Consider the following 19,055-nt stretch of genomic DNA (forward strand, 5'->3'; position numbering starts at 1 on the left):
ACTTGGCTCAAGGTTCAAACGTCTCGTTTGACGAGTCGCTTGCCTTGATATTTCAGTGACATTGTCACTGACTCATCGGCAAGCGCCCACATGAATTACCTGATCAATTTTTAAAGAGCGTGCTCTTGACTCTAGTGAGCTCAATGAGCGCCTCGCTGTTGCCGAGCGCTTTGCTCAGCGCCCTGCGAGGAAGGCGTATTCTACAGAATCGAAGCGTTTCGTCAAGCGCTTTCTTTTGCGTCCTGCAAGCGATGCTTGCATACTTCAAAAGAGAGCGAAGCGTGCCTCAGCGCATCCTTTGATGCCCTGTCGGCGACTCCGATCAAGTGGCGAGCATTTTACCGATTTCTCGTTGCTCGTCAAGCAGTGATTTTTCCGAGAAGCTTCAAAAAGCCTTTTCAAATCAACTACTTTCACCACTCTTCACCGCCTGTGACGTTTGCTCGTCGCCGGCAGCGGATGCGTACTTTACGGATCTCGAGGCAGCTTGGCAATAGCCTGACGTAAAAAAAGTGAACAGCCCTCCCTGGCAACTTATCCACACCCATGTCTCGCTCACCCCCTGTGGACGAACTACCCAGGCGGAAGAACAGCCGAAGCGGAAGAACCACCAGACACTATCTACCGCTACAGGAGTGTTGGTCGAACGTCTTCACTCTGCCTTACGAGACCTTCGGAGCGGTGGCCCCGGCGCTTCGCACTCCGGCCGGCAGGCCGAAATGACATCTGGCCATATCAGGCAGGTCCATAGCGTCGGTGGCGCAAGGCGTACTCTGCAAAAGCTACCAACGCACGACGCTCGCCATCGGCGAGCGTCGTGTACATCCACAGTCACACAGTGTGTGTTCAGCGCGTCAAGTTCACCTTGGCGTAACGCTTCTTGCCAGCCTGAATGACATAGCTCTTGCCGACCGCCAGCATGGTGTCCTTGGCCACCACGTCACCGTCGACTTTGACGCGGCCATTGCCCAGCATGTCCTTCGCCTGGGCACTGTTGTTGGCCAGACCTGAACGGTTCAGTACCGCGGCGATAGGCGCCTGCTCGCTGTCCTCGAAGCTCACCTCGACTTCAGGCAGGTCTTCAGGCAGCTCACCTTCTGCCAACTGATTGCCGGCACTTCTGTGCGCGTTGGCAGCGGCTTCTTCGCCGTGATAGCGAGCGATCAGTTCGCGAGCCAGCTCCATCTTGATGTCACGAGGGTTGTCTCCGCGCTCGATACGCTGACGCAAGTCTTCAATCGCAGCGTTGTCCTTGAGCGACAGTAGCTCGAAATAGCGCCACATCAAGCTGTCAGGCATCGACACCAGCTTGTTGAACATCGCCCCGGGAGCCTCATCCACGCCAACATAGTTACCCAGTGACTTGGACATCTTCTGCACACCATCCAGCCCTTCCAGCAGCGGCATGGTGATCACGACTTGAGGCTCAAGTCCAAAATGCTTCTGGACCTCGCGCCCCATCAGCAGGTTGAACTTCTGGTCTGTCCCACCGAGCTCGATATCCGCCTTCAGCGCGACCGAGTCGTAGCCCTGTACCAGCGGATACAGAAACTCGTGCACGGAAATCGCCTGCCCACCCTTGTAGCGCTTCTCGAAGTCGTCTCGCTCGAGCATACGCGCCACCGTGGTCTGCCCGGCCAGCTCGATCATGTCGGCTGCACTCATCTGGGAGAACCACTCGGCATTGAAGCGCACTTCCGTCTTCTCGGGGTCGAGAATCTTGAAGACCTGCTCTTTATAGGTCTGAGCGTTAGCCTTGACCTCATCTTCAGTGAGAGGCTTGCGCGTCACGTTCTTGCCGGTCGGATCACCGATGCGTCCAGTGAAGTCACCAATCAGGAAAATGACCTCGTGGCCCAGGTCCTGGAATTGGCGCATCTTGGTCAGCAGCACGCTATGACCAAGGTGAAGGTCAGGCGCAGTAGGATCGAAGCCCGCCTTGATCCGCAACTTGCGACCGGAGGCGAGCTTTTTCTTCAGCTCGTCTTCCAGAAGAATCTCGTGGGTGCCGCGCTGTATCAGCGCCAGGGCCTCGTCCACTTCGCTCATGGTATCCACTCCACTCCTCACTTCAGCTATGTCGGCCACCCCCTTGTGTCAGCGGGGCCCTTCATTCATGACCAAACAGCGGCGCGACGCCAACAGCAGGTTGCGCCAGCACCAGGTTTCAATAGTGGCGGCGATGTTACCATGAACCTTTCCAGCGGTTGAGACGACGACACCATGCAACGCTTCATCGGACTGATGTCAGGTACCAGCATGGACGGTATAGATGCCGCCATGGTGCACATAGATGACCAAGGCGTGCCTTCTCTGGAAGGAAGCCTGGGCCACCCCATGCCAGACGCTTTACGCCGTCAACTATGGCAATTGGCCCATGCCGACTGCGTCGCCTTCGCCGACCTGGCCGCTGCCGAGGAAGCGTTCTGCCAGTGTCAGGCCGCCGCCGTCAGCGCGCTGCTCAAGCAGCAAGGCTTGGTCGCCGCCGATATTACCGCAATAGGCAGCCACGGCCAGACGATCGAACACGCACCCTACGGCCACGTTAGCGGCGCCCCGCCCTACACGCTGCAGCTCGACAATCCCAGCCGCCTGGCCGAGCTGACCCAATGTAGTGTTGTCGCCGATTTTCGTCGCCGCGACCTTGCCGCTGGCGGTCAGGCCGCTCCCCTTGCGCCCATCTTTCACCAGCAGGTCTTTCGCCATGACGAGCGCTGGCGCCTGGTGCTGAACCTTGGCGGCATCGCCAACCTGACCCTGCTTCCCCCGCTGACGTTGCAGGACGCCCCCTTGGGCTTTGACACAGGTCCCGCCAACGCCTTGCTCGATGCCTGGCACGAACGCCACCACCAGCAGCCGTTCGACGCCCAAGGATGCTGGGCGGCTGGTGGGACGGTAGACACAGAGCTGCTGGAGCGCTGGCTGGCGGAGCCTTACTTCCATCTGGCGCCTCCCAGAAGCACCGGTCGTGAGCTGTTCCATCTGGACTGGGCCGAGTCTCGTCTCAGCGGCCGTGAAACTGCCCAGGACGTTCAAGCCACGCTGGCTGAGCTGACCGCCGCCAGTGTGGCTATGGGCATCAAAATGGCATGCCAGCAGCTGAATGCTCCTCGTGATATCGACCTCATCCCCTGCGGAGGTGGCGCGCGCAACACCGACCTGATGACCAGAATTGAACGGCGTCTACCGCAGGCCAGGGTCCTCGACAGCGAAGCCCTGGGCTGGCCCGCCGACTGGCTCGAGGCCGCAGCCTTCGCTTGGCTAGCCTATGCCAGGATTGAACACCTGGCCGGTAACTTGCCCTCTGTCACCGGCGCCAGCGGAGCGCGGGTGCTGGGCGGCATCTACTCACGCTGACGCCATACCGCTCCGAGGACGAGGGCGTTCCCGCTGGCACAAGGGATGCCTCGTCCCGCCCCTCAGGCAGACTCAGGACCATCCGCCCCGCGGCTCACCCCAACTGCCAGCTGAGTCACCCTGGGGTGCCAGCGACTCACGCGACAAACGCTGCGCCACCTCCCGAGACACGTTGCCCTTCGCCACCAGTGTCGCCAGGTCGGCATCCAGGGTTTGCATGCCGGCCTGACCGCCGGTCTGCATGGCCGAATACACCTGTGCCAGCTTGCCTTCACGAATCAAATGGCGGATGGCCTGGTTGACCAGCAGGATCTCTCGTGCGGCGACTCGCCCTCCCTGGGTGCCTGGCAACAGGGCTTGGGAAATGACGGCCTGCAATGACTCCGACAGCATGGCACGTACGGCATCCTTTTCGTCGCCTGGAAAGGTGTCGATAAGACGGTCGATCGTCTTCACCGCCGACGCCGTATGCAAGGTGGCAAATACCAAGTGGCCCGTCTCGGCAGCGGTCAGCGCCAGATGTGCTGTTTCTCGGTCGCGAATTTCTCCCACCAGAATCACATCGGGGTCTTCTCTGAGAGCACTGCGCAGCGCCACCGCAAAGCTCTGGGTATGACGGTGCACTTCCCGCTGTGACACCAACGACAGCTGGCTCTGGTGGATAAACTCGATAGGGTCTTCGATGGTCAGGATGTGGTCGTGGCGATGTCGATTGATGTGATCAATCATGGCCGCCAGGGTCGTGCTCTTGCCGGAGCCGGTGGGACCTGTCACCAGTACCAGGCCTCGTGGCAGTGCGGCCAATCGCTCGAAGACCTCCCCCATGCCCAGGTCACTCAAGCAGGGAACTCGATCAGGAATCGCCCTCAGTACCGCAGCAGCCCCTCGCTGATGCACAAAAGCGTTAACACGATAGCGCGACAGGCCCGGAATATGATGAGAGAAGTCCGCCTCCTGGGTGCGTGCGAACTGGTCACGCACGTCGCTTGCCATGACCGCATCCAACAGGGACCTGACCAGCGCATCGTCAAGAGGCGGGCCAGGCAAACGACTCAGGACACCATGGACCCGCATCATGGGCGGCAACCCCGCGGACAGGTGCAGATCCGAGGCGCCCTGCTTTGCCGAGAGTGCCAGCAGTTCGGTAATATCCATGGGCTTACCAGGCTTTACGCCCTGATCCAGGGCAGGGAGCCCCACCATAGGACAGACCCAGGCCGATGACCACGACGATCACTGAATCCTTGATCTCAGCCCAAACACGCATGTTGCGGGCGCTTGAAGCGGCTCAGCGCGGGCCTGACGATGCCCTGTTGCTGGCTGTCAGCAAGACCAAGCCCGCCAGCATGATCCGCGAGGCCTATGAGCAGGGACAGCGCGATTTCGGCGAGAACTATCTGCAGGAAGCGCTGGAGAAGCAGAAGGCGCTGGAAGACTGTGACGCTATCTGCTGGCATTTCATCGGGCCGCTGCAGTCCAACAAGACACGTGACGTTGCCGAGCACTTTGCATGGGTTCACAGCGTTGACCGCGTCAAGATCGCCAGACGCTTGAGCGAGCAGCGCCCTGCACACCTGCCGCCCCTGAACGTCTGCTTGCAGGTCAACGTCAGCAACGAGCCGTCCAAGTCCGGCGTAGGCCTTGAGGATCTTCCCGAGCTGGCGGCGCAGGTCGCCGCCCTGCCCGGCCTACAGCTACGCGGGCTGATGACCATACCGGCCCCCTGTGACGACACCATGGCCCAGCGCCAGCCCTTTCGACAGCTGGCATCGGCACTCGCTAGGTTGCGCGAACAGCTGCCGCAAGCGCCACTTGATACCTTGTCCATGGGAATGAGCGCAGACCTGGAGGCCGCCATCGCAGAAGGCGCCACCATGGTCAGGCTGGGCACGGCCATCTTTGGCTCGCGCCAGTAGCGAACAGCAGCACAGGCTCAGCCCCTGGACTGCGGCACGGCATCTGCATCGCTCGAGATGTCGACAGCGGTTCCCACACCGGTTTCAACACCGGCACAAACATCGGCTCAACATCCAAGGAGCACCGCATGGCCCGTAACGTGACCTTCATCGGCGCCGGCAACATGGCAAGCGCGATCTTCGGCGGAATGGTCCACAGCGGCTATCCCGCCGACGCCATCACCGCCACCGCCACACGAGAGAGTACGCTTGCCCCCCTCGCCGATACCCTGGGCATTCGCACCACCACCGATAACATGGCCGCCATCGCGGATGCCGATGTGGTGGTGCTGTCGGTCAAGCCACAGATCATGCGACAGGTATGCGAGACTCTGAAAGACGGCATTCAAGCGAAAAAACCGCTGATCATGTCGGTCGCCGCTGGCCTCAGCGCCGAGACCTTGGAACAATGGCTGGGTGGCGACCTGCCTGTTGTGCGCTGCATGCCCAACACTCCGTCGCTGGTCGGCAAGGGCGCCTCGGGTCTTTATGCCAACTCGCGCGTCACCGACGAACAACGCGACGCGGTCAGTGACTTGATGAGCGCTGTTGGTATCGTCGAGTGGGTCGATGAGGAGTCGCTACTGGAAGCCGTCACGGCGGTATCTGGCAGCGCTCCTGCCTACTTCTTCCTGATGTTCGAGGCGATGGAAGAAGCGGCCATCAAGCTGGGGCTCAATGCCGATGCTGCACGCCGACTCGCCATGCAGACCGCCTACGGTGCTGCCGCGATGGGCATGAGCAGTGACAAGCCCCCGGGTGAGCTCAAGCGCAACGTGATGTCGCCGGGCGGCACCACAGAAAAGGCCATAGAGCATCTCGAACAGGCAGGACTGCGGCAAGCGGTCGATGGCGCCATGCAGGCCTGCGCCCAGCGTGCCAAGGAAATGTCCGCCGAACTCGGCAAGAGTTAAACCAAGACGGAGGAGCCCACATGGGCAGTCAACTGGGAAATGCCGGCCTGCTGCTGGTCAACACCCTGATCAACATCTTCATGTTCCTGCTGATGCTGCGCTTTCTGCTGCAGGCATCACGGGCCGACTACTACAACCCGCTGAGCCAGTCGGTGGTCAAGATCACCCAGCCCGTCGTCCGCCCCTTTCAAAGCGTTCTTGGGCCGGTGATGGGGCGCTTTGACCTGGCGACGCTGGCGGCAGGCTTTCTGGTCAAGGTGATCAGTATCGTCATTCTGCTGCAGTTGGCTGGCGTGGGCATGCCCAACCTGGACGGACTTGCCATTGCCGGCGTTGCCGCCTTGGCCAGCGCCATTCTGAAGATCTATTTCTTCGCGCTGATCGTGATGATCATTCTAAGCTGGGTCGCGCCTAACGCCAGCCACCCCGGCGCGCTACTGGTGATGCAACTGGTCGAGCCGATCATGTCACCGGTCCGTCGCGTCATTCCGCCACTGGGAATGCTGGACCTGTCACCCATTGTGGTCTTCATCGGCATCAATCTGATCGATGGGATCGTGGTGGGCTCGCTGGTTCGCGCTGCCGGTATTTCCGGCATGCTGGTCGGTCTGTAGTAGCGCAGACGTCAGGCCCACGACAACACCAACTTGCACTGGACACATACGACTGATGCCCGAGCCTACTCGCGATTCGGTCGGACTGGTGACGCCGCAAATGGCGCACTTCGACGACCCACTGCCGCTGGTCTGCGGCAAGACGCTCACGACCTATGATCTGGTCTACGAGACCTACGGCACGCTCAATGAAGACCGCAGCAATGCGGTCCTCATCTGCCATGCCCTGTCAGGTCACCACCACGCAGCGGGATACCACGACGACAGCGACCGCAAGCCAGGATGGTGGGATGCCCACATTGGCCCCGGCAAGTCCATCGATACCGACCGTTTCTTCGTGATTTCGCTGAACAATCTCGGCGGCTGCCATGGCTCCACCGGTCCTTCCAGCATCAATCCGGAAACCGGTCAACGCTGGGGCCCCGACTTTCCCATGGTCACGGTATGCGACTGGGTCGACAGCCAGGCACGCCTTGCCGACCGCCTCGGTATCACCCGCTTCGCAGCCGTGGTAGGGGGTAGCCTGGGAGGCATGCAGGTACTGCAATGGTCGCTCGCCTATCCAGAGCGTATCGCCAATGCGGTCGTCATCGCCGCTACACCGAAACTGTCGGCACAGAATATCGCCTTCAACGAGGTGGCCCGGCAGGCCATCCGCTCTGACCCGGACTTTCATGACGGCCACTACGCTGATCATGACACGCTGCCACGCCGCGGCTTGAAGCTGGCGCGCATGGTGGGACATATCACCTACCTGTCGGAAGACGCCATGGGCTCGAAGTTCGGTCGAGACCTGCGCAGCGATGATCTCAATTTCGGCTTCGACGTCGAGTTTCAGGTGGAGTCCTACCTGCGCTATCAGGGCGACGCCTTTTCCACCTCGTTTGACGCCAACACCTACCTGCTGATGACCAAGGCCCTGGATTACTTTGATCCCGCCGCCCCCCACCAGGGCGAATTGGCCAAGGCGCTGGCCCCGGCTCAATGTCCCTTTCTGGTGGTCAGCTTCACCACCGACTGGCGCTTCCCGCCGTCGCGGTCGAAGGAGCTGGTCAACGCCCTGATTCGGGCCGGCAAATCGGTCAGCTTTGCCAATATCGACTCACCCCACGGTCACGATGCCTTCCTGATGCCGGAACCCCGCTATCAGGCGGTCTTCGCCGGGTTCATGCAGCGTGTCGCCAACGACCTTGGACTGACCTCCCGCCAGGAGAACGACCATGCGCTCTGACCTGACCTTGATCCACGGCTGGGTCCCCGAAGGGGCTCATGTGCTCGACCTGGCTTGCGGTGATGGCACGCTGCTCCACGCCCTGGCGCGCGACAAAGGCGTCTCCGGCTACGGCCTGGAGATTGACCCGGACGGCATCACCTCCTGCGTCGAGAAGGGCGTCAACGTCATCGAACAGAACCTGGACGATGGCTTGGCCAACTTCGAAGATGATGCCTGCGACCTGGTCATCATGACCCAGGCACTGCAGGCCCTGCGGCGGCCTGACCTGATGCTGGATGAGATGATGCGTGTGGCTCGAGAGTGCATCATTACCTTCCCCAACTTCGCCTACTGGCGTCATCGCGTGCACCTGGGGCTTCGCGGCTACATGCCGGTATCGAAGTCACTGCCCCACGCCTGGTACGACACGCCCAACATTCACCTGTCCACCTTCAACGACTTCGAAGCGCTGTGCCGGGACAAGGGACTAACCATTATCGATCGCGCGGTCGGCATCAAGGATCACGAGGGTAGACGCCTGTCGCGGCTGTGGCCCAACCTGTTCGGAGAGATTGCCATTTTCCGCGTGACTCGCAACGACTGAGCCATCGCGGTGCTGGGCTACTGTGGCACTGAGCTAGTGCGACACGGAGCCACTGCGACATAAGGAGGCAAGCATGAAGGGCAGAGGCTGGCGTTACGCGGCAACCCTGGCACTGTTGTTGATCCTGACCACCACGGCAAGCGCTCAGCAGTTCGAGCGTTTTGGCGATGTCGAGGCTCACTACGGGGTGATGGCCAGCAATGCCCTGCCCGTGGAAGTGTCACGGCGTCTCGGTATCCAGCGCTCTCCTCACCAGGGCTTGATTACCCTGAGTGTGAGAAACGCTGATGGCGAGGCGCTGAACGTCGCGACGGAAGGTAGCGTCTCGGTGGTCGGCACCAGCCATGACACCCCTCTGGCCTTTCGTACCCTGCGCGAAGGTAACGGTATCTCGCGCTACGCCACCTTCAGCATCGACACCAGCGCCCCCATGCGTTTTCGCCTGCTGCTCCAGCTGGATCGCAACGCCGCTCCTGAAACCCTGAGCTTTGTACAACGGTTCTATCGTGACCAGTGATACTGACAAGCAACCTGCGCCGCCCGTAACAACAGCGTTAGGCGATGCCCTGAATGAGTGCGCTGCAGGCGCTACGCAGGGCCTCGAGTCCCTGGCGTGCCTGGTCGTTCCTCACCTCAGCGCCGTGTCCCAGCAGTTTCTCGAGACCGCCCAGGACGTGGAAGACGTCATTCATGACACCCTGGTCATTGCCTGGCATAACGTCTGGCGGTTCGAGCCTTCTCTCGAGTCGCCTCACCAGTGGCTGCTCAAGATTTTCGCCTCGCGCCTTGCCAGTCAATGCCAAGCCATCGCGGCGCCACCCACGCTCACCCAATGGCAGCTGGATGTGGATCAAGTGAGCCTGCCGGTGGCCCTGAGCCGGCCGCCATCGCCGTCGCCTGAGAGCCTGCTGGCGCTGTATCAGCAGCTTCCCCCGGTAGCGGTGGATAGCGCACTGAAAGCGCGGCTTTGCACGGCCATCAGCCTGCTGAATGCGGGGCGGGACATGCCTCTTACACCCAGCGGCGAACCGGCAGACCCCAGCCTGTTCGACCCCAGCCTCGGCCCACGCATGAGTCTGTCCAGGCTGGCGCAACGTGCCAAGGTTGTCGTCAACCGCTCGCTGACGCTGCCGATGGAGCAGCTAGCGCTGAGCGCCTGGCTCAACCAGGCACCCGGCAGCCAACGTATAGAGCAGCGGGGCTTGCCCCGTCGCGGCATCGAAGCTCGCTACGCCGATGCCCTGGATGTCAACGTGGATCCTCGCCGGCTGCTGCAGCACGTGCACTATCCGCGGTCCTTCCCCGACCGACGTCAACGCCATCGCATCAGCGACCAGCTGCTATGGGATGGGGACTGGGATATTCCCACCACCCATGCGTTGTCGAGCCGACGCATGCACTTTATCGCCGATATCTGGGAACACCGCCGCGCCCCCAGCGGCAGCCGCAGCTACCACCAATTGGCCGAGCGCCTGGCACGCGGCAAACCGGTCGCCTCTCACTCGGATGGCATGGTGCTGGATCGCCCGGAGAGAATTCTGGCCTACCTGCGCCGCTACCTGCTGTATATGGAGGCCATGGCCTGCTTTGGCTTTGACGCGGGGCTGGGAAAAGACCGGCTGGGGGCGGCCATCAACCGCCACGGGCATCTGGTCAAGATCAACAAGGGCCTGCATCGCATGGCCATGGCGCAGGTCATCGGCATACCTGAGGTACAGGTCAGAATCAGGGGCGTTCACCGTCACTGGTGGCAGCAGGTCACAGGCGATGCCCGCGGGTCCTCTGCGATAGAACGCTTTCTGGCGGCCCTGCCAGAGTGCCAGCCGGCTCCGTCACCATGACGCCAGCGAGACGCCCCAGCGTCGCCTAACGGGATTGCGGGTAGCGACCGTCGACACGCACCGGCAACGACGTGTCCAGCGACAGCGCCAGAGGCCTCCCCTGCTCATCCCGTGAGGCACAGATCCGATAGGCCAGCACTTCGACGCCAGTGCCTGTCACCCGTTGCAGGGTGCTGGCGTAGCCTGGGTCCAGGTGTTGTGCCGGCGCCACGTCATCGATGCCCTCATGGGCCACCAGGAACAGCAGCACCGCCCGTTCTCCCTGGGAGGCCAGCCGCGCCAGGGTCTCAAGGTGCTTGCGTCCGCGCTCGCTGACGGCGTCGGGAAAGTAACCATGCCCATCATCCTCGCGCAGCGTGACCTGCTTGACCTCGACGTAGCAGCGTGGGCGAGCCGGGTCATCCAGCCTGAAATCCAGGCGGGCATCCTCGATCTTGGCCTCACGCTTCAACTGGGCATAGCCCCTCAGCTCGACCACCTTCTCCTCGACCAATGCCTCCTCGACGATCCGGTTGGCGCGCCCGGTATGGACCGAGGCCAGTGACACTCCTGAGCCGCCGTCACCATCAGGCAGCTCGATCAGCTCCCAGGTCCAGGCCAGCTTGCGCGCCGGATTGTCGCTGGCCGACAGCCACACCCGAGCCCCAGGAACGTTCACGGCGCGCATCGACCCGGTGTTGGGACAATGCGCCACCACCTCTCGGCCATCATCGAGACGCACATCGGCCAGAAAACGCTTGTAGCGTCGAAGCAGGGTGCCCCCCACCAGCGGCGGATAGTCCATCAGCCGTGCCTCGCCAGAAAGCGCGACAGCCTCTCGACCGCCTCATGCAGGCGCGGAATCCCCGTGGTGAAAGCGATTCTGACATGATGCTCCCCCCCGCTCAGGGCAAAGTCGGTGCCTGGGGTAATGGCGACATTTTCCTCCTCCAGCAGACGCCGGCAGAAGGCTTCACTGTCGTGACTGTAGGCGGAAATATCCAGCCACAGATAAAACGCCCCCTGGGGAGGCAAAGAGGGTGCCAGCCCAAGCGTCGCCAGTCCCTTGAGCAAGGCATCACGCCGTTCGCCAAGCTCGCGCCGACGCTCCTCGAGCAATGCCAGACAGGACGGTGTGAAGGCCGCCAGCGCAGCATGTTGTGCCGGCGTAGACGCCGCCAGAAAGACATTCTGCGCCAATCGTGTCAGCGGCTCCACGGCCGACTCAGGCGCGACCAACCACCCCAGGCGCCAGCCGGTCATGCCGAAGTACTTGGAGAAGCTGTTGACCACGAAGGCTCGATCCGTCAGCGAGGTCACCGATTGCGGCGCTACGCCATAGTTGAGCCCCTGGTAGATCTCATCGACCAACAGCTCACCGCCCCGCTCGGCAACGCAGCTCACCACGTCCGCCAGCGCCTGCCGATCAAGCACGTGGCCAGTAGGATTGGAGGGGGATGCCAGCATGGCCAGCCGCGTCGACGTCTGCCAATGGCGCTCCACCAGAGCGGCATTCAGCTGCCACGCGCTATCGGGGCCTACAGGCACCGCATCGACCTCTGCGCCAGCCAACGCCATGAAGTGCCGGTTGCAGGGATAGTTAGGGTCTGCCATTAACACCCGATCTCCAGCCCCCGCCAGCAGCTGACTGGCCAGCAGCAGAGCCCCGGAAGCCCCCGGGGTCACAATGATGCGCTGCGGTGAGACCTCGGCCGCAAACTGCTCGGCATAGTGCTGGGCGATCGCCTCCCGCAGGGCGGGAATGCCGGTGGCAGGGGTGTAGCGGGTATGGCCTTGCTCGAGCGCTCGGGCGCCGGCCTCGCGTATCGGCGCAGGCGTCTCGAAATCCGGCTCACCGACCTCAAGGTGAATCACATCCTCTCCGGCGGCTTCACGCTGCTGTGCCAACTCAAGCAAACGCATCACGCGAAACGGCGCTACACCCTCGACCCGGGCATTCCAGCTCATTATGACGTCTCCAACAAGGGGGTTGCTGGCGAACCTGGGCAACTTCCCATGGTCCAACTCACATATTGAAACATGGAATCACGGCGCCGTCCGTCGCCACCTCCCCACCGCCAAAAAACAGGGCTTCCTTGTCCTGATCGAGAAACCCCTAAGACTTTGGGCACAAAACCGGCGGACAGCGCTCAAAAGTGTTGCACTCAGGCTAAATATCAGCTAAACAACCTTCCCTTTGGCGTGAGATACCTTAGCCTTGCGTGGGGTATTGATCAGCAGTCACTAAAGTAATGAGGCAATCCCATGCCAGTTGCACAGAAGAAGCCGGAAGCGCCCAAGAAGTTCATCCCGTACGAGCCGGCCGCGGGCGAAGAGTACATGAACGAGAAGCAGCTCGAGCACTTCCGACAGATCCTGCTGGGCTGGAAGCAGGAGCTGATGGAAGAGGTTGATCGCACCGTTCGTCATCTGCAGGAAGAAGCCAACAATTACGCCGATCCTGCCGACCGGGCTACCCAGGAGGAAGGCTTCAGCCTTGAACTCCGTACCCGCGACCGCGAGCGCAAGCTGCTGAAGAAAATCAACGAAACCCTCGAAGCGATCGACGAGGACGACTACGGCTTCTGTGAGGCCTGCGGCGTCGAAATCGGCATCCGCCGCCTCGAGGCCCGTCCGACCGCCACCCTGTGCGTCGACTGCAAGACACTGGCCGAGCTCAAGGAAAAACAGCTCGGCGGCTGACCCCAACCGGGCCGGTCCCTTCGCCAAGCGGGCACCTGCGGGTGCCCGCTTGCGTATCTGCCGAACGCGACGTGCCGCGCTCACGCTATCCCTCTCGCCCTTCACTCGACCAGGGTTGATGCTCCATGCCCCACGTCCACGGTCGCTTTGCCCCCACACCTTCAGGCCCACTGCATGCGGGCTCACTCGTCGCAGCCGTCGCCAGCTACCTGGATGCACGTCATCAGGCAGGGCGCTGGAGTCTGCGGATCGAGGACGTTGACCCACCGCGCTGTCCGGCTGGCGCTGCCGACACCATCCTCAGGCAGCTGGAAGCCTTTGGCCTCGAGTGGGACGGCGAGGTTCGCTATCAGAGCCAGCGTGATCACGCCTATGAGGCCGCGCTTGCCAGACTTACCCAGCAGGGCATGGCCTACCGCTGCAGCTGTTCGCGTCGCCAATGGCGAGATTACGGGATCTACCCAGGCTGGTGCCGCCAAGGCACTCGACGCCCCGACATCGCCTGTGCCTGGCGGCTGCGCAGTGATCTGGGCGCGCGCCCTGTCAGCTGGCAGGACCGTGTTCAGGGCTATCAGCGCTTCGACCCCGCAGCGCTGGGCGATGTGGTGCTCAAGCGCAAGGATGGCCTGTGGGCCTACCAGCTCGCGGTGGTAGTGGATGATATCGACCAAGGCATCAGCGACGTGGTGCGCGGCCTGGACCTGCTGGACAACACCCCATGGCAGCTCCAGCTCTATCATGCTCTGGGGGTTGAGCCGCCGAGCTATCTTCACCTGCCGCTGGTAATGGGGCAGGATGGGCAGAAGCTGTCCAAACAGAACCTGGCCAAGCCGCTACCTGATACTGAGCGCGAGATTCGCCAGCTGCTGTACGCCACCCTGACCTGCCTGGGCCAACGCCCTGACCCGGCCTCACGCTCAGCGCCGGTGGCCGAACAGCTCCTCAACGCCTGCAGGGCATGGCGCCCTGACGCCATGGTGACGCATGCCATATCTGCTGATCTGCTGGGTGTGACAGCGTCCGAGTAACGGTGGCCACGCGCGTGGACGGGAAGGGGAAGGGAACGGGTACACCCTGGACCTGAAGGTGAGTGCTCAGAGAAGAGTGCCCAGAGGAGAGTGCTCAGGGTTCAGGGCTCGGCGCTATGGGCCTGATCCGTGCAGCGCATCGCCCACTGCCGGGACGGAGAGACTAACGTGTACGTCTATCGCGTCATGCTGTTGCTGGTGTTTTGTGGCTATTTGCTGTCCCCTTTGTTAATGACCGGCTGGGGCCAACAGGGCAGTGCCTGGTACCGCCCGTTTATCATCTGGGGTGTGCTGATCGCCTTGACCCTGTGGCTAGAGCAGAAACGGGCCCTGGATGAACGCTGAAGCTGCCGCCGTCACGCTACTGGGTCTCGGCTATCTGGTGGTGCTGTTTGCCGTCGCCACCGCAGTAGAACGCCACTGGGTTCCCGCCGGCTGGAGTCGAAGCCCCCTCGTCGGCATTCTCGCCCTGGGGGTCTACGCCAATGCCTGGGCCTTGGCGGGAAGCATCGGTGTCGCCTGGCAGTGGGGCTACGGCTATCTGGCATATTCGCTTGGGGCCGCCGGCAGCTTTCTGCTCGCCCCTGTGCTGCTGGTCCCGCTGCAGCGCCTGGCACGCACCCATCAGTTGTCGTCCCTGGCCGACCTGTTTGCCTTTCGCTTTCGCTCACGCTGGGTCGGTACCAGCGTCACGCTATTAAGCCTGACCGCCGCCATGCCGTTGGTGGCCATGCAGGCGCAGGCCATGGGACAAGCCATCCAGCATGTCACCGCAGCGGCCCCCGCCTGGCTACTCTCACTGTGCTTTTGCGCGATTATCACGCTGTTCGCGATTCTTTTCGGTGCCCGTCACACCCACGCGCACCGCAGATACGATGGTCTCACCGCTGCCATGGCGGTCGAATCGCTGATCAAGCTGGCCGCCTTCCTCGCGCTCGGGGCCTATGCGCTGTATGCCATTTTTTCCGGTCCAGGGGAGCTGGAACAGTGGCTATCAGGCCCGGCTGCCGACCTGCAGCAGGCGCACCAGCTGGATGCTGCCCAGTGGCGAACCCTGCTGCTGCTGTTCTTTGGCTCCGCCCTGTTGATGCCCCACATGTTCCATATCAGCTTCGCTCGGCCGCTGAGTCGCCGCACTCTGCTGGCGGCAGGCTGGGGAGTGCCACTGCTGCTACTGCTGCTGGCCCTGCCGGTGCCACTGATCCTGTGGGGCGCACAGCGGCTGGGAGTCGCCGATAGCGCTCAGACCGCCACCTACGCCATCTTCGCACTGTCCACATCACCGAGCGTGCAGGCGATAGCGTTCATTGCATTGCTGGCCGCTACCTGCGGCACGCTGATTCTCACCGCACTGGCCCTGGCCGGAATGATGCTCAACCATCTGGCCTTGATCGCCCACCCCCCGGTGGAACAGCCCGATCTCTACCGTCGCCTGCGATGGTTAAGACGCGCCCTGATTGCCACCGTGATTCTCGCAGGGTGGGGCTTCTCTCAGGCGGTCGATGCCTCCACCGAACTGACACGCCTGGGCCTGGTCTCGGTGATTGGTATGGCCCAATGCCTGCCTGGTCTGCTGGCGCTGCTGTACTGGCCGGGAGCCAACCGCAAGGGTGTGATGACGGGGCTCGGGCTGGGTACCCTGGTATGGTGCCTGGGGCTATGGCTGCCCTTGATTACCCCCCTGCCCCCCTTGCTGGCACCGCTTGACCTCCTGCTGAGTCTGCTGGGTAGCGACAGCCTTGCCCCTCTACCCGATTGGTATCAGGTATCGCTGACCTCGCTGGGGCTCAATGCCCTGAGCCTGATTCTGGTGTCCCTGGCCTCGTCCACGTCCCCACAGGAGCGTGCCGCTGCCGAAGCCTGCTCGGTCGATGCGGTCATTCGCCACAAGCGGCTGCCGCTGTCCATCGCCGATGGTGATGACGCCAAGAAGCGCCTGGCTAGCGCCCTGGGTGAAGACGTCGCCGAGCGCGAGGTCAACCAGGCCCTGGCCAGCCTGCGTCTGTCGGCCAATGACGCCAGGCCCTACGCCCTGAGACGACTGCGCGAGCGGATCCAGGCCAATCTCTCGGGCCTGATGGGGCCATCGATTGCCCAGGATATCGTCGATCACTACCTTCCCTACCGCCATGATGGCCCCCCGGCCCGGGAGGATATCCACTTCGTCGAACACCGGCTGGAGGCCTACCGTTCGCGCCTTACCGGCATGGCCCGTGAGCTGGACGAGCTGCGTCGTCATCACCGCCACATGCTGGCCCGACTTCCGGTTGGTCTGTGCGCCTTCGGCGACGATGACGAGATCCTGATGTGGAACGACGCCCTCAGCGAGCTCACCGGCATTGCAGGAGAAGAGGTGATCGGGGCGCACCGGGCAGCCCTGCCGACACCCTGGAACACGCTGCTTGGGGACGTGCTGGCAGGACAGCGCGAACGGGTCTATCACCACGCCATGACGCTGCCCCAGGGCGAACGCTACATCAGCCTGCTTCGGGCCCGTCTGGATACCGAGGCTCCCGCGGATAGCGCCGGTGGCACCGTCATTCTGGTAGAAGACCACAGCGAGATGAAATGGCTGGAAAACGAGCTGATCCATGCCGCCCGCCTGGCGTCCATCGGGCAGATGTCCGCGGGGGTCGCCCACGAGATCGGCAATCCGATCACCGGAATTTCCTCACTGGCTCAGAATTTGCGCTACGACACCTCGGACCCTCACGTGCTGGAGACGGCCCAGCAGATCCAGGTGCTGACCGAACGCGTCTCGCGAATCGTCGGCTCGCTGGTGGGGTTTGCCCACGGCGGCAGACATGTCGGCGGCAACGCATTCACTACGGTGTCAGCCAGAGAGCTGGCCGACCAGGCGCTGCACCTGCTTCGCCTGTCCCGCCCCGACGCCACCCTGGCGCACGCCAATCGTTGCGCCCCGCACGTCGAGGTGTATGGCGACCAGCAACGCCTGTTACAGGTATTGGTCAACCTGCTCACCAATGCCTGCGATGCCTGCCCCACCACCGACAGCATCTTCATCGATGCAGGCCAGGGTGAAGAAGGTCCATGGCTGAGCGTGACCGACGCCGGACCAGGGATCGACCCGAAGATCCGCGAACGACTGTTCGAACCGTTCGCCACCACCAAGCCTCCCGGCCAGGGAACCGGCCTGGGGCTTGCGCTGGTCGTCAGCATCGTCGCCGAACATGACGGCAAGGTAGAGGTCATATCGCCTCTGCCGGGGCAGGCCAGAGGGACCCGAATTCAGGTATGGTTGTGTTCACCCGTTGTCCATCGATCCGCCCAGGACGCCGCACCCCATGAGCCGAATCCTGATCGTTGAAGACGAAGCCATCATCCGCTCCGCGCTGCATCGCCTGCTGGAGCGACATGACCACCACGTAGAGGAGTCCGACTCGGTCGAACAGGCCCAGCAGCGCGACTTGCAGGCCTATGACCTGATCATCAGCGACCTGCGCCTGCCTGGAGCCCCCGGCACCGAGCTGATTGCCCTGGCCTCGCCATGCCCGGTGCTGATCATGACCAGCTACGCCAGCATGCGCTCCGCCGTGGAGTCCCTAAAACAAGGCGCTGTCGACTACGTGGCCAAGCCGTTCGATCATGATGAGCTGCTGGAAACCGTTGCCCGCATCCTCCACCGCCAGTCCAGCCAGCGCAGCAGCCCGCCCGCGGTTGCCGACGAGGCGGGCCAGCGGCGCACCATGATCGGCAACTGCCCTGCCATGCAGACGGTCTACACCCGTATCCGCAAGACCGCACCAGCGGATGTCACGGTACTGATCCTGGGCGAATCCGGGACCGGCAAGGAATTGGTCGCCCGGGCACTGCATCAGCAAAGCCGGCGTGCCAACGCGCCGCTCATCTGCGTCAACTGCGCAGCGATTCCTGAAACGCTGATCGAGTCGGAGCTGTTTGGCCACGAAAAAGGGGCCTTTACCGGCGCCAGCGCAGCCCGCACCGGCCTGGTTGAAGCCGCCCATGGCGGCACCCTGTTTCTGGACGAGATTGGCGAGCTGCCCCTGGATGCCCAGGCGCGCCTGCTCAGGGTGCTGCAAGAAGGAGAGATTCGCCGCATCGGTTCGGTGGAGACCCGGCACGTGGACGTGCGGCTTGTCGCAGCGACCCATCGCGACCTGCGGGCGCTGTCGCGAAGCGGTGACTTCCGGCTCGACCTGTTCTACCGCCTCAATGTGATGCAGATCGACCTTCCTCCGCTGAGGGAGCGCGAGGACGATATCCTCGAGATCGCCGATGCTCTGCTGGCGAAGACCTGCAAGCGTCATGCGAGGGAGGAGCTGAGATTATCGCGTGCCGCACGCCGGGATATCGCGGACTACCCCTGGCCAGGCAATGTCAGGGAACTGGAAAACGCCCTGGAAAGAGGTGTCATCTTGGCCGAGGGCCAGCTCATCCACCCAGATGATCTGGGCCTTGCCATGCCCGTCACACCCCGCTCGCTTGCCGATCCCCTGCCGACGGCGGCCAACCTGGCGGAGCATGACGTCGCGCGCAGTGACGCCGACGACCTGTCGCTGGAAAACTACTTTCAGCACTTTGTGCTGGAGCACCAGGACCAGATGAACGAGACCGAGCTCGCCAACAAGCTGGGCATCTCTCGCAAATGCCTGTGGGAAAGGCGTCAACGGCTCGGTATACCTCGAAAGCGCCCTGCTCGACGCCAGTGATGACCAGCGTACGCTCCAGGTGACGTCTTCCTTCAGCGCTGGAGGCAACGCCGTGGCGCTCTCTACCCGGCGCGCGATGCCGCGCCTAATGGGCTTTCATCGACGCCAGACTCCCCACTGCCAGCATGTCGCTGATCTCATGTCGTGCCCCCTGCT

17 protein-coding genes are annotated in these 19,055 nt (G+C 62.6%); 13 read left to right on the forward strand and 4 right to left on the reverse strand.

Annotation, left to right across the window (positions count from 1 at the left end):
• Positions 1 to 846 precede the first annotated feature (846 nt).
• Positions 847 to 2,049, reverse strand: coding sequence for a tyrosine--tRNA ligase (tyrS, locus tag KUW18_RS03640; protein WP_222162491.1), 1,203 nt, complete (start codon positions 2,047 to 2,049; stop codon positions 847 to 849).
• Positions 2,050 to 2,223: 174 nt separating this feature from the next.
• Here tyrS and KUW18_RS03645 point away from each other — a divergent pair, with 174 nt between their 5' ends.
• Positions 2,224 to 3,357, forward strand: coding sequence for an anhydro-N-acetylmuramic acid kinase (locus KUW18_RS03645; protein ID WP_222560824.1), 1,134 nt, complete (start codon positions 2,224 to 2,226; stop codon positions 3,355 to 3,357).
• 72 nt (positions 3,358 to 3,429) lie between these two features.
• Here KUW18_RS03645 and KUW18_RS03650 read toward each other — a convergent pair whose 3' ends face one another.
• Complete coding sequence (locus KUW18_RS03650; protein WP_206943927.1) at positions 3,430 to 4,512, reverse strand: type IV pilus twitching motility protein PilT; 1,083 nt, start codon at positions 4,510 to 4,512, stop codon at positions 3,430 to 3,432.
• A 65-nt stretch (positions 4,513 to 4,577) separates the two neighbouring features.
• Between KUW18_RS03650 and KUW18_RS03655 the strand changes: the two genes are divergently transcribed.
• The 7 genes from KUW18_RS03655 (at position 4,578) to KUW18_RS03685 (ending at position 10,498) form a co-directional block, all read left to right on the forward strand.
• Positions 4,578 to 5,273 carry a YggS family pyridoxal phosphate-dependent enzyme gene (locus KUW18_RS03655; protein WP_222560825.1) on the forward strand — a complete coding sequence of 232 codons (696 nt, stop codon included), beginning with the start codon at positions 4,578 to 4,580 and terminating at the stop codon, positions 5,271 to 5,273.
• 128 nt (positions 5,274 to 5,401) lie between these two features.
• Positions 5,402 to 6,226 (forward strand): pyrroline-5-carboxylate reductase, encoded by an 825-nt coding sequence (proC, locus tag KUW18_RS03660; RefSeq protein WP_222483926.1) that lies wholly within the window; start codon positions 5,402 to 5,404, stop codon positions 6,224 to 6,226.
• A 20-nt stretch (positions 6,227 to 6,246) separates the two neighbouring features.
• On the forward strand, positions 6,247 to 6,840 hold the full coding sequence (locus tag KUW18_RS03665) for a YggT family protein (RefSeq protein ID WP_206943924.1): 594 nt from the start codon (positions 6,247 to 6,249) through the stop codon (positions 6,838 to 6,840).
• Positions 6,841 to 6,895: 55 nt separating this feature from the next.
• A complete protein-coding gene (locus tag KUW18_RS03670; RefSeq protein ID WP_206943923.1) occupies positions 6,896 to 8,071 on the forward strand; it encodes a homoserine O-acetyltransferase in 1,176 nt (391 codons plus the stop codon).
• A complete protein-coding gene (metW, locus tag KUW18_RS03675; RefSeq protein WP_206943922.1) occupies positions 8,061 to 8,657 on the forward strand; it encodes a methionine biosynthesis protein MetW in 597 nt (198 codons plus the stop codon). Before KUW18_RS03670 ends, metW begins: the two co-directional genes overlap by 11 nt.
• Before the next feature lie 73 nt (positions 8,658 to 8,730).
• On the forward strand, positions 8,731 to 9,174 hold the full coding sequence (locus KUW18_RS03680; RefSeq protein WP_222560826.1) for a DUF4426 domain-containing protein: 444 nt from the start codon (positions 8,731 to 8,733) through the stop codon (positions 9,172 to 9,174).
• Entirely contained in the window at positions 9,164 to 10,498 is a 1,335-nt protein-coding gene (locus KUW18_RS03685; protein WP_222483930.1) for a sigma factor, read from the forward strand. The genes KUW18_RS03680 and KUW18_RS03685 overlap by 11 nt, the downstream gene beginning before the upstream one ends.
• Positions 10,499 to 10,523: 25 nt before the next feature.
• Here the strand turns inward: KUW18_RS03685 and sfsA are convergent, their stop codons facing one another.
• Together sfsA and KUW18_RS03695 are read right to left on the reverse strand one after the other, a co-directional pair.
• Entirely contained in the window at positions 10,524 to 11,282 is a 759-nt protein-coding gene (gene sfsA, locus KUW18_RS03690) for a DNA/RNA nuclease SfsA (RefSeq protein WP_206943916.1), read from the reverse strand.
• On the reverse strand, positions 11,282 to 12,445 hold the full coding sequence (locus KUW18_RS03695; protein WP_222162485.1) for a pyridoxal phosphate-dependent aminotransferase: 1,164 nt from the start codon (positions 12,443 to 12,445) through the stop codon (positions 11,282 to 11,284). Before KUW18_RS03695 ends, sfsA begins: the two co-directional genes overlap by 1 nt.
• 297 nt (positions 12,446 to 12,742) lie before the next feature.
• On the opposite strand from KUW18_RS03695, the gene dksA reads away from it, so the two are divergent.
• The 5 genes from dksA (at position 12,743) to KUW18_RS03720 (ending at position 18,899) form a co-directional block, all read left to right on the forward strand.
• The gene (dksA, locus tag KUW18_RS03700; protein WP_206943914.1) at positions 12,743 to 13,180 is read left to right on the forward strand and encodes an RNA polymerase-binding protein DksA; all 438 of its coding nucleotides are present in this window, start codon (positions 12,743 to 12,745) and stop codon (positions 13,178 to 13,180) included.
• Positions 13,181 to 13,305: 125 nt separating this feature from the next.
• Positions 13,306 to 14,208 (forward strand): tRNA glutamyl-Q(34) synthetase GluQRS, encoded by a 903-nt coding sequence (gene gluQRS / locus KUW18_RS03705; RefSeq protein ID WP_222560827.1) that lies wholly within the window; start codon positions 13,306 to 13,308, stop codon positions 14,206 to 14,208.
• Between the two features lie 168 nt (positions 14,209 to 14,376).
• On the forward strand, positions 14,377 to 14,553 hold the full coding sequence (locus tag KUW18_RS03710; protein ID WP_222560828.1) for a hypothetical protein: 177 nt from the start codon (positions 14,377 to 14,379) through the stop codon (positions 14,551 to 14,553).
• Positions 14,543 to 17,536: an ATP-binding protein gene (locus KUW18_RS03715; RefSeq protein WP_222560829.1), complete on the forward strand. Its 2,994-nt coding sequence runs from the start codon at positions 14,543 to 14,545 to the stop codon at positions 17,534 to 17,536. Before KUW18_RS03710 ends, KUW18_RS03715 begins: the two co-directional genes overlap by 11 nt.
• Positions 17,514 to 18,899 carry a sigma-54-dependent transcriptional regulator gene (locus tag KUW18_RS03720; protein ID WP_222560830.1) on the forward strand — a complete coding sequence of 462 codons (1,386 nt, stop codon included), beginning with the start codon at positions 17,514 to 17,516 and terminating at the stop codon, positions 18,897 to 18,899. Before KUW18_RS03715 ends, KUW18_RS03720 begins: the two co-directional genes overlap by 23 nt.
• Positions 18,900 to 19,055: the final 156 nt, after the last annotated feature.

This window comes from Halomonas sp. DP5Y7-2 (genome assembly GCF_019802025.1).
Taxonomy (GTDB): domain Bacteria; phylum Pseudomonadota; class Gammaproteobacteria; order Pseudomonadales; family Halomonadaceae; genus Halomonas; species Halomonas litopenaei_A.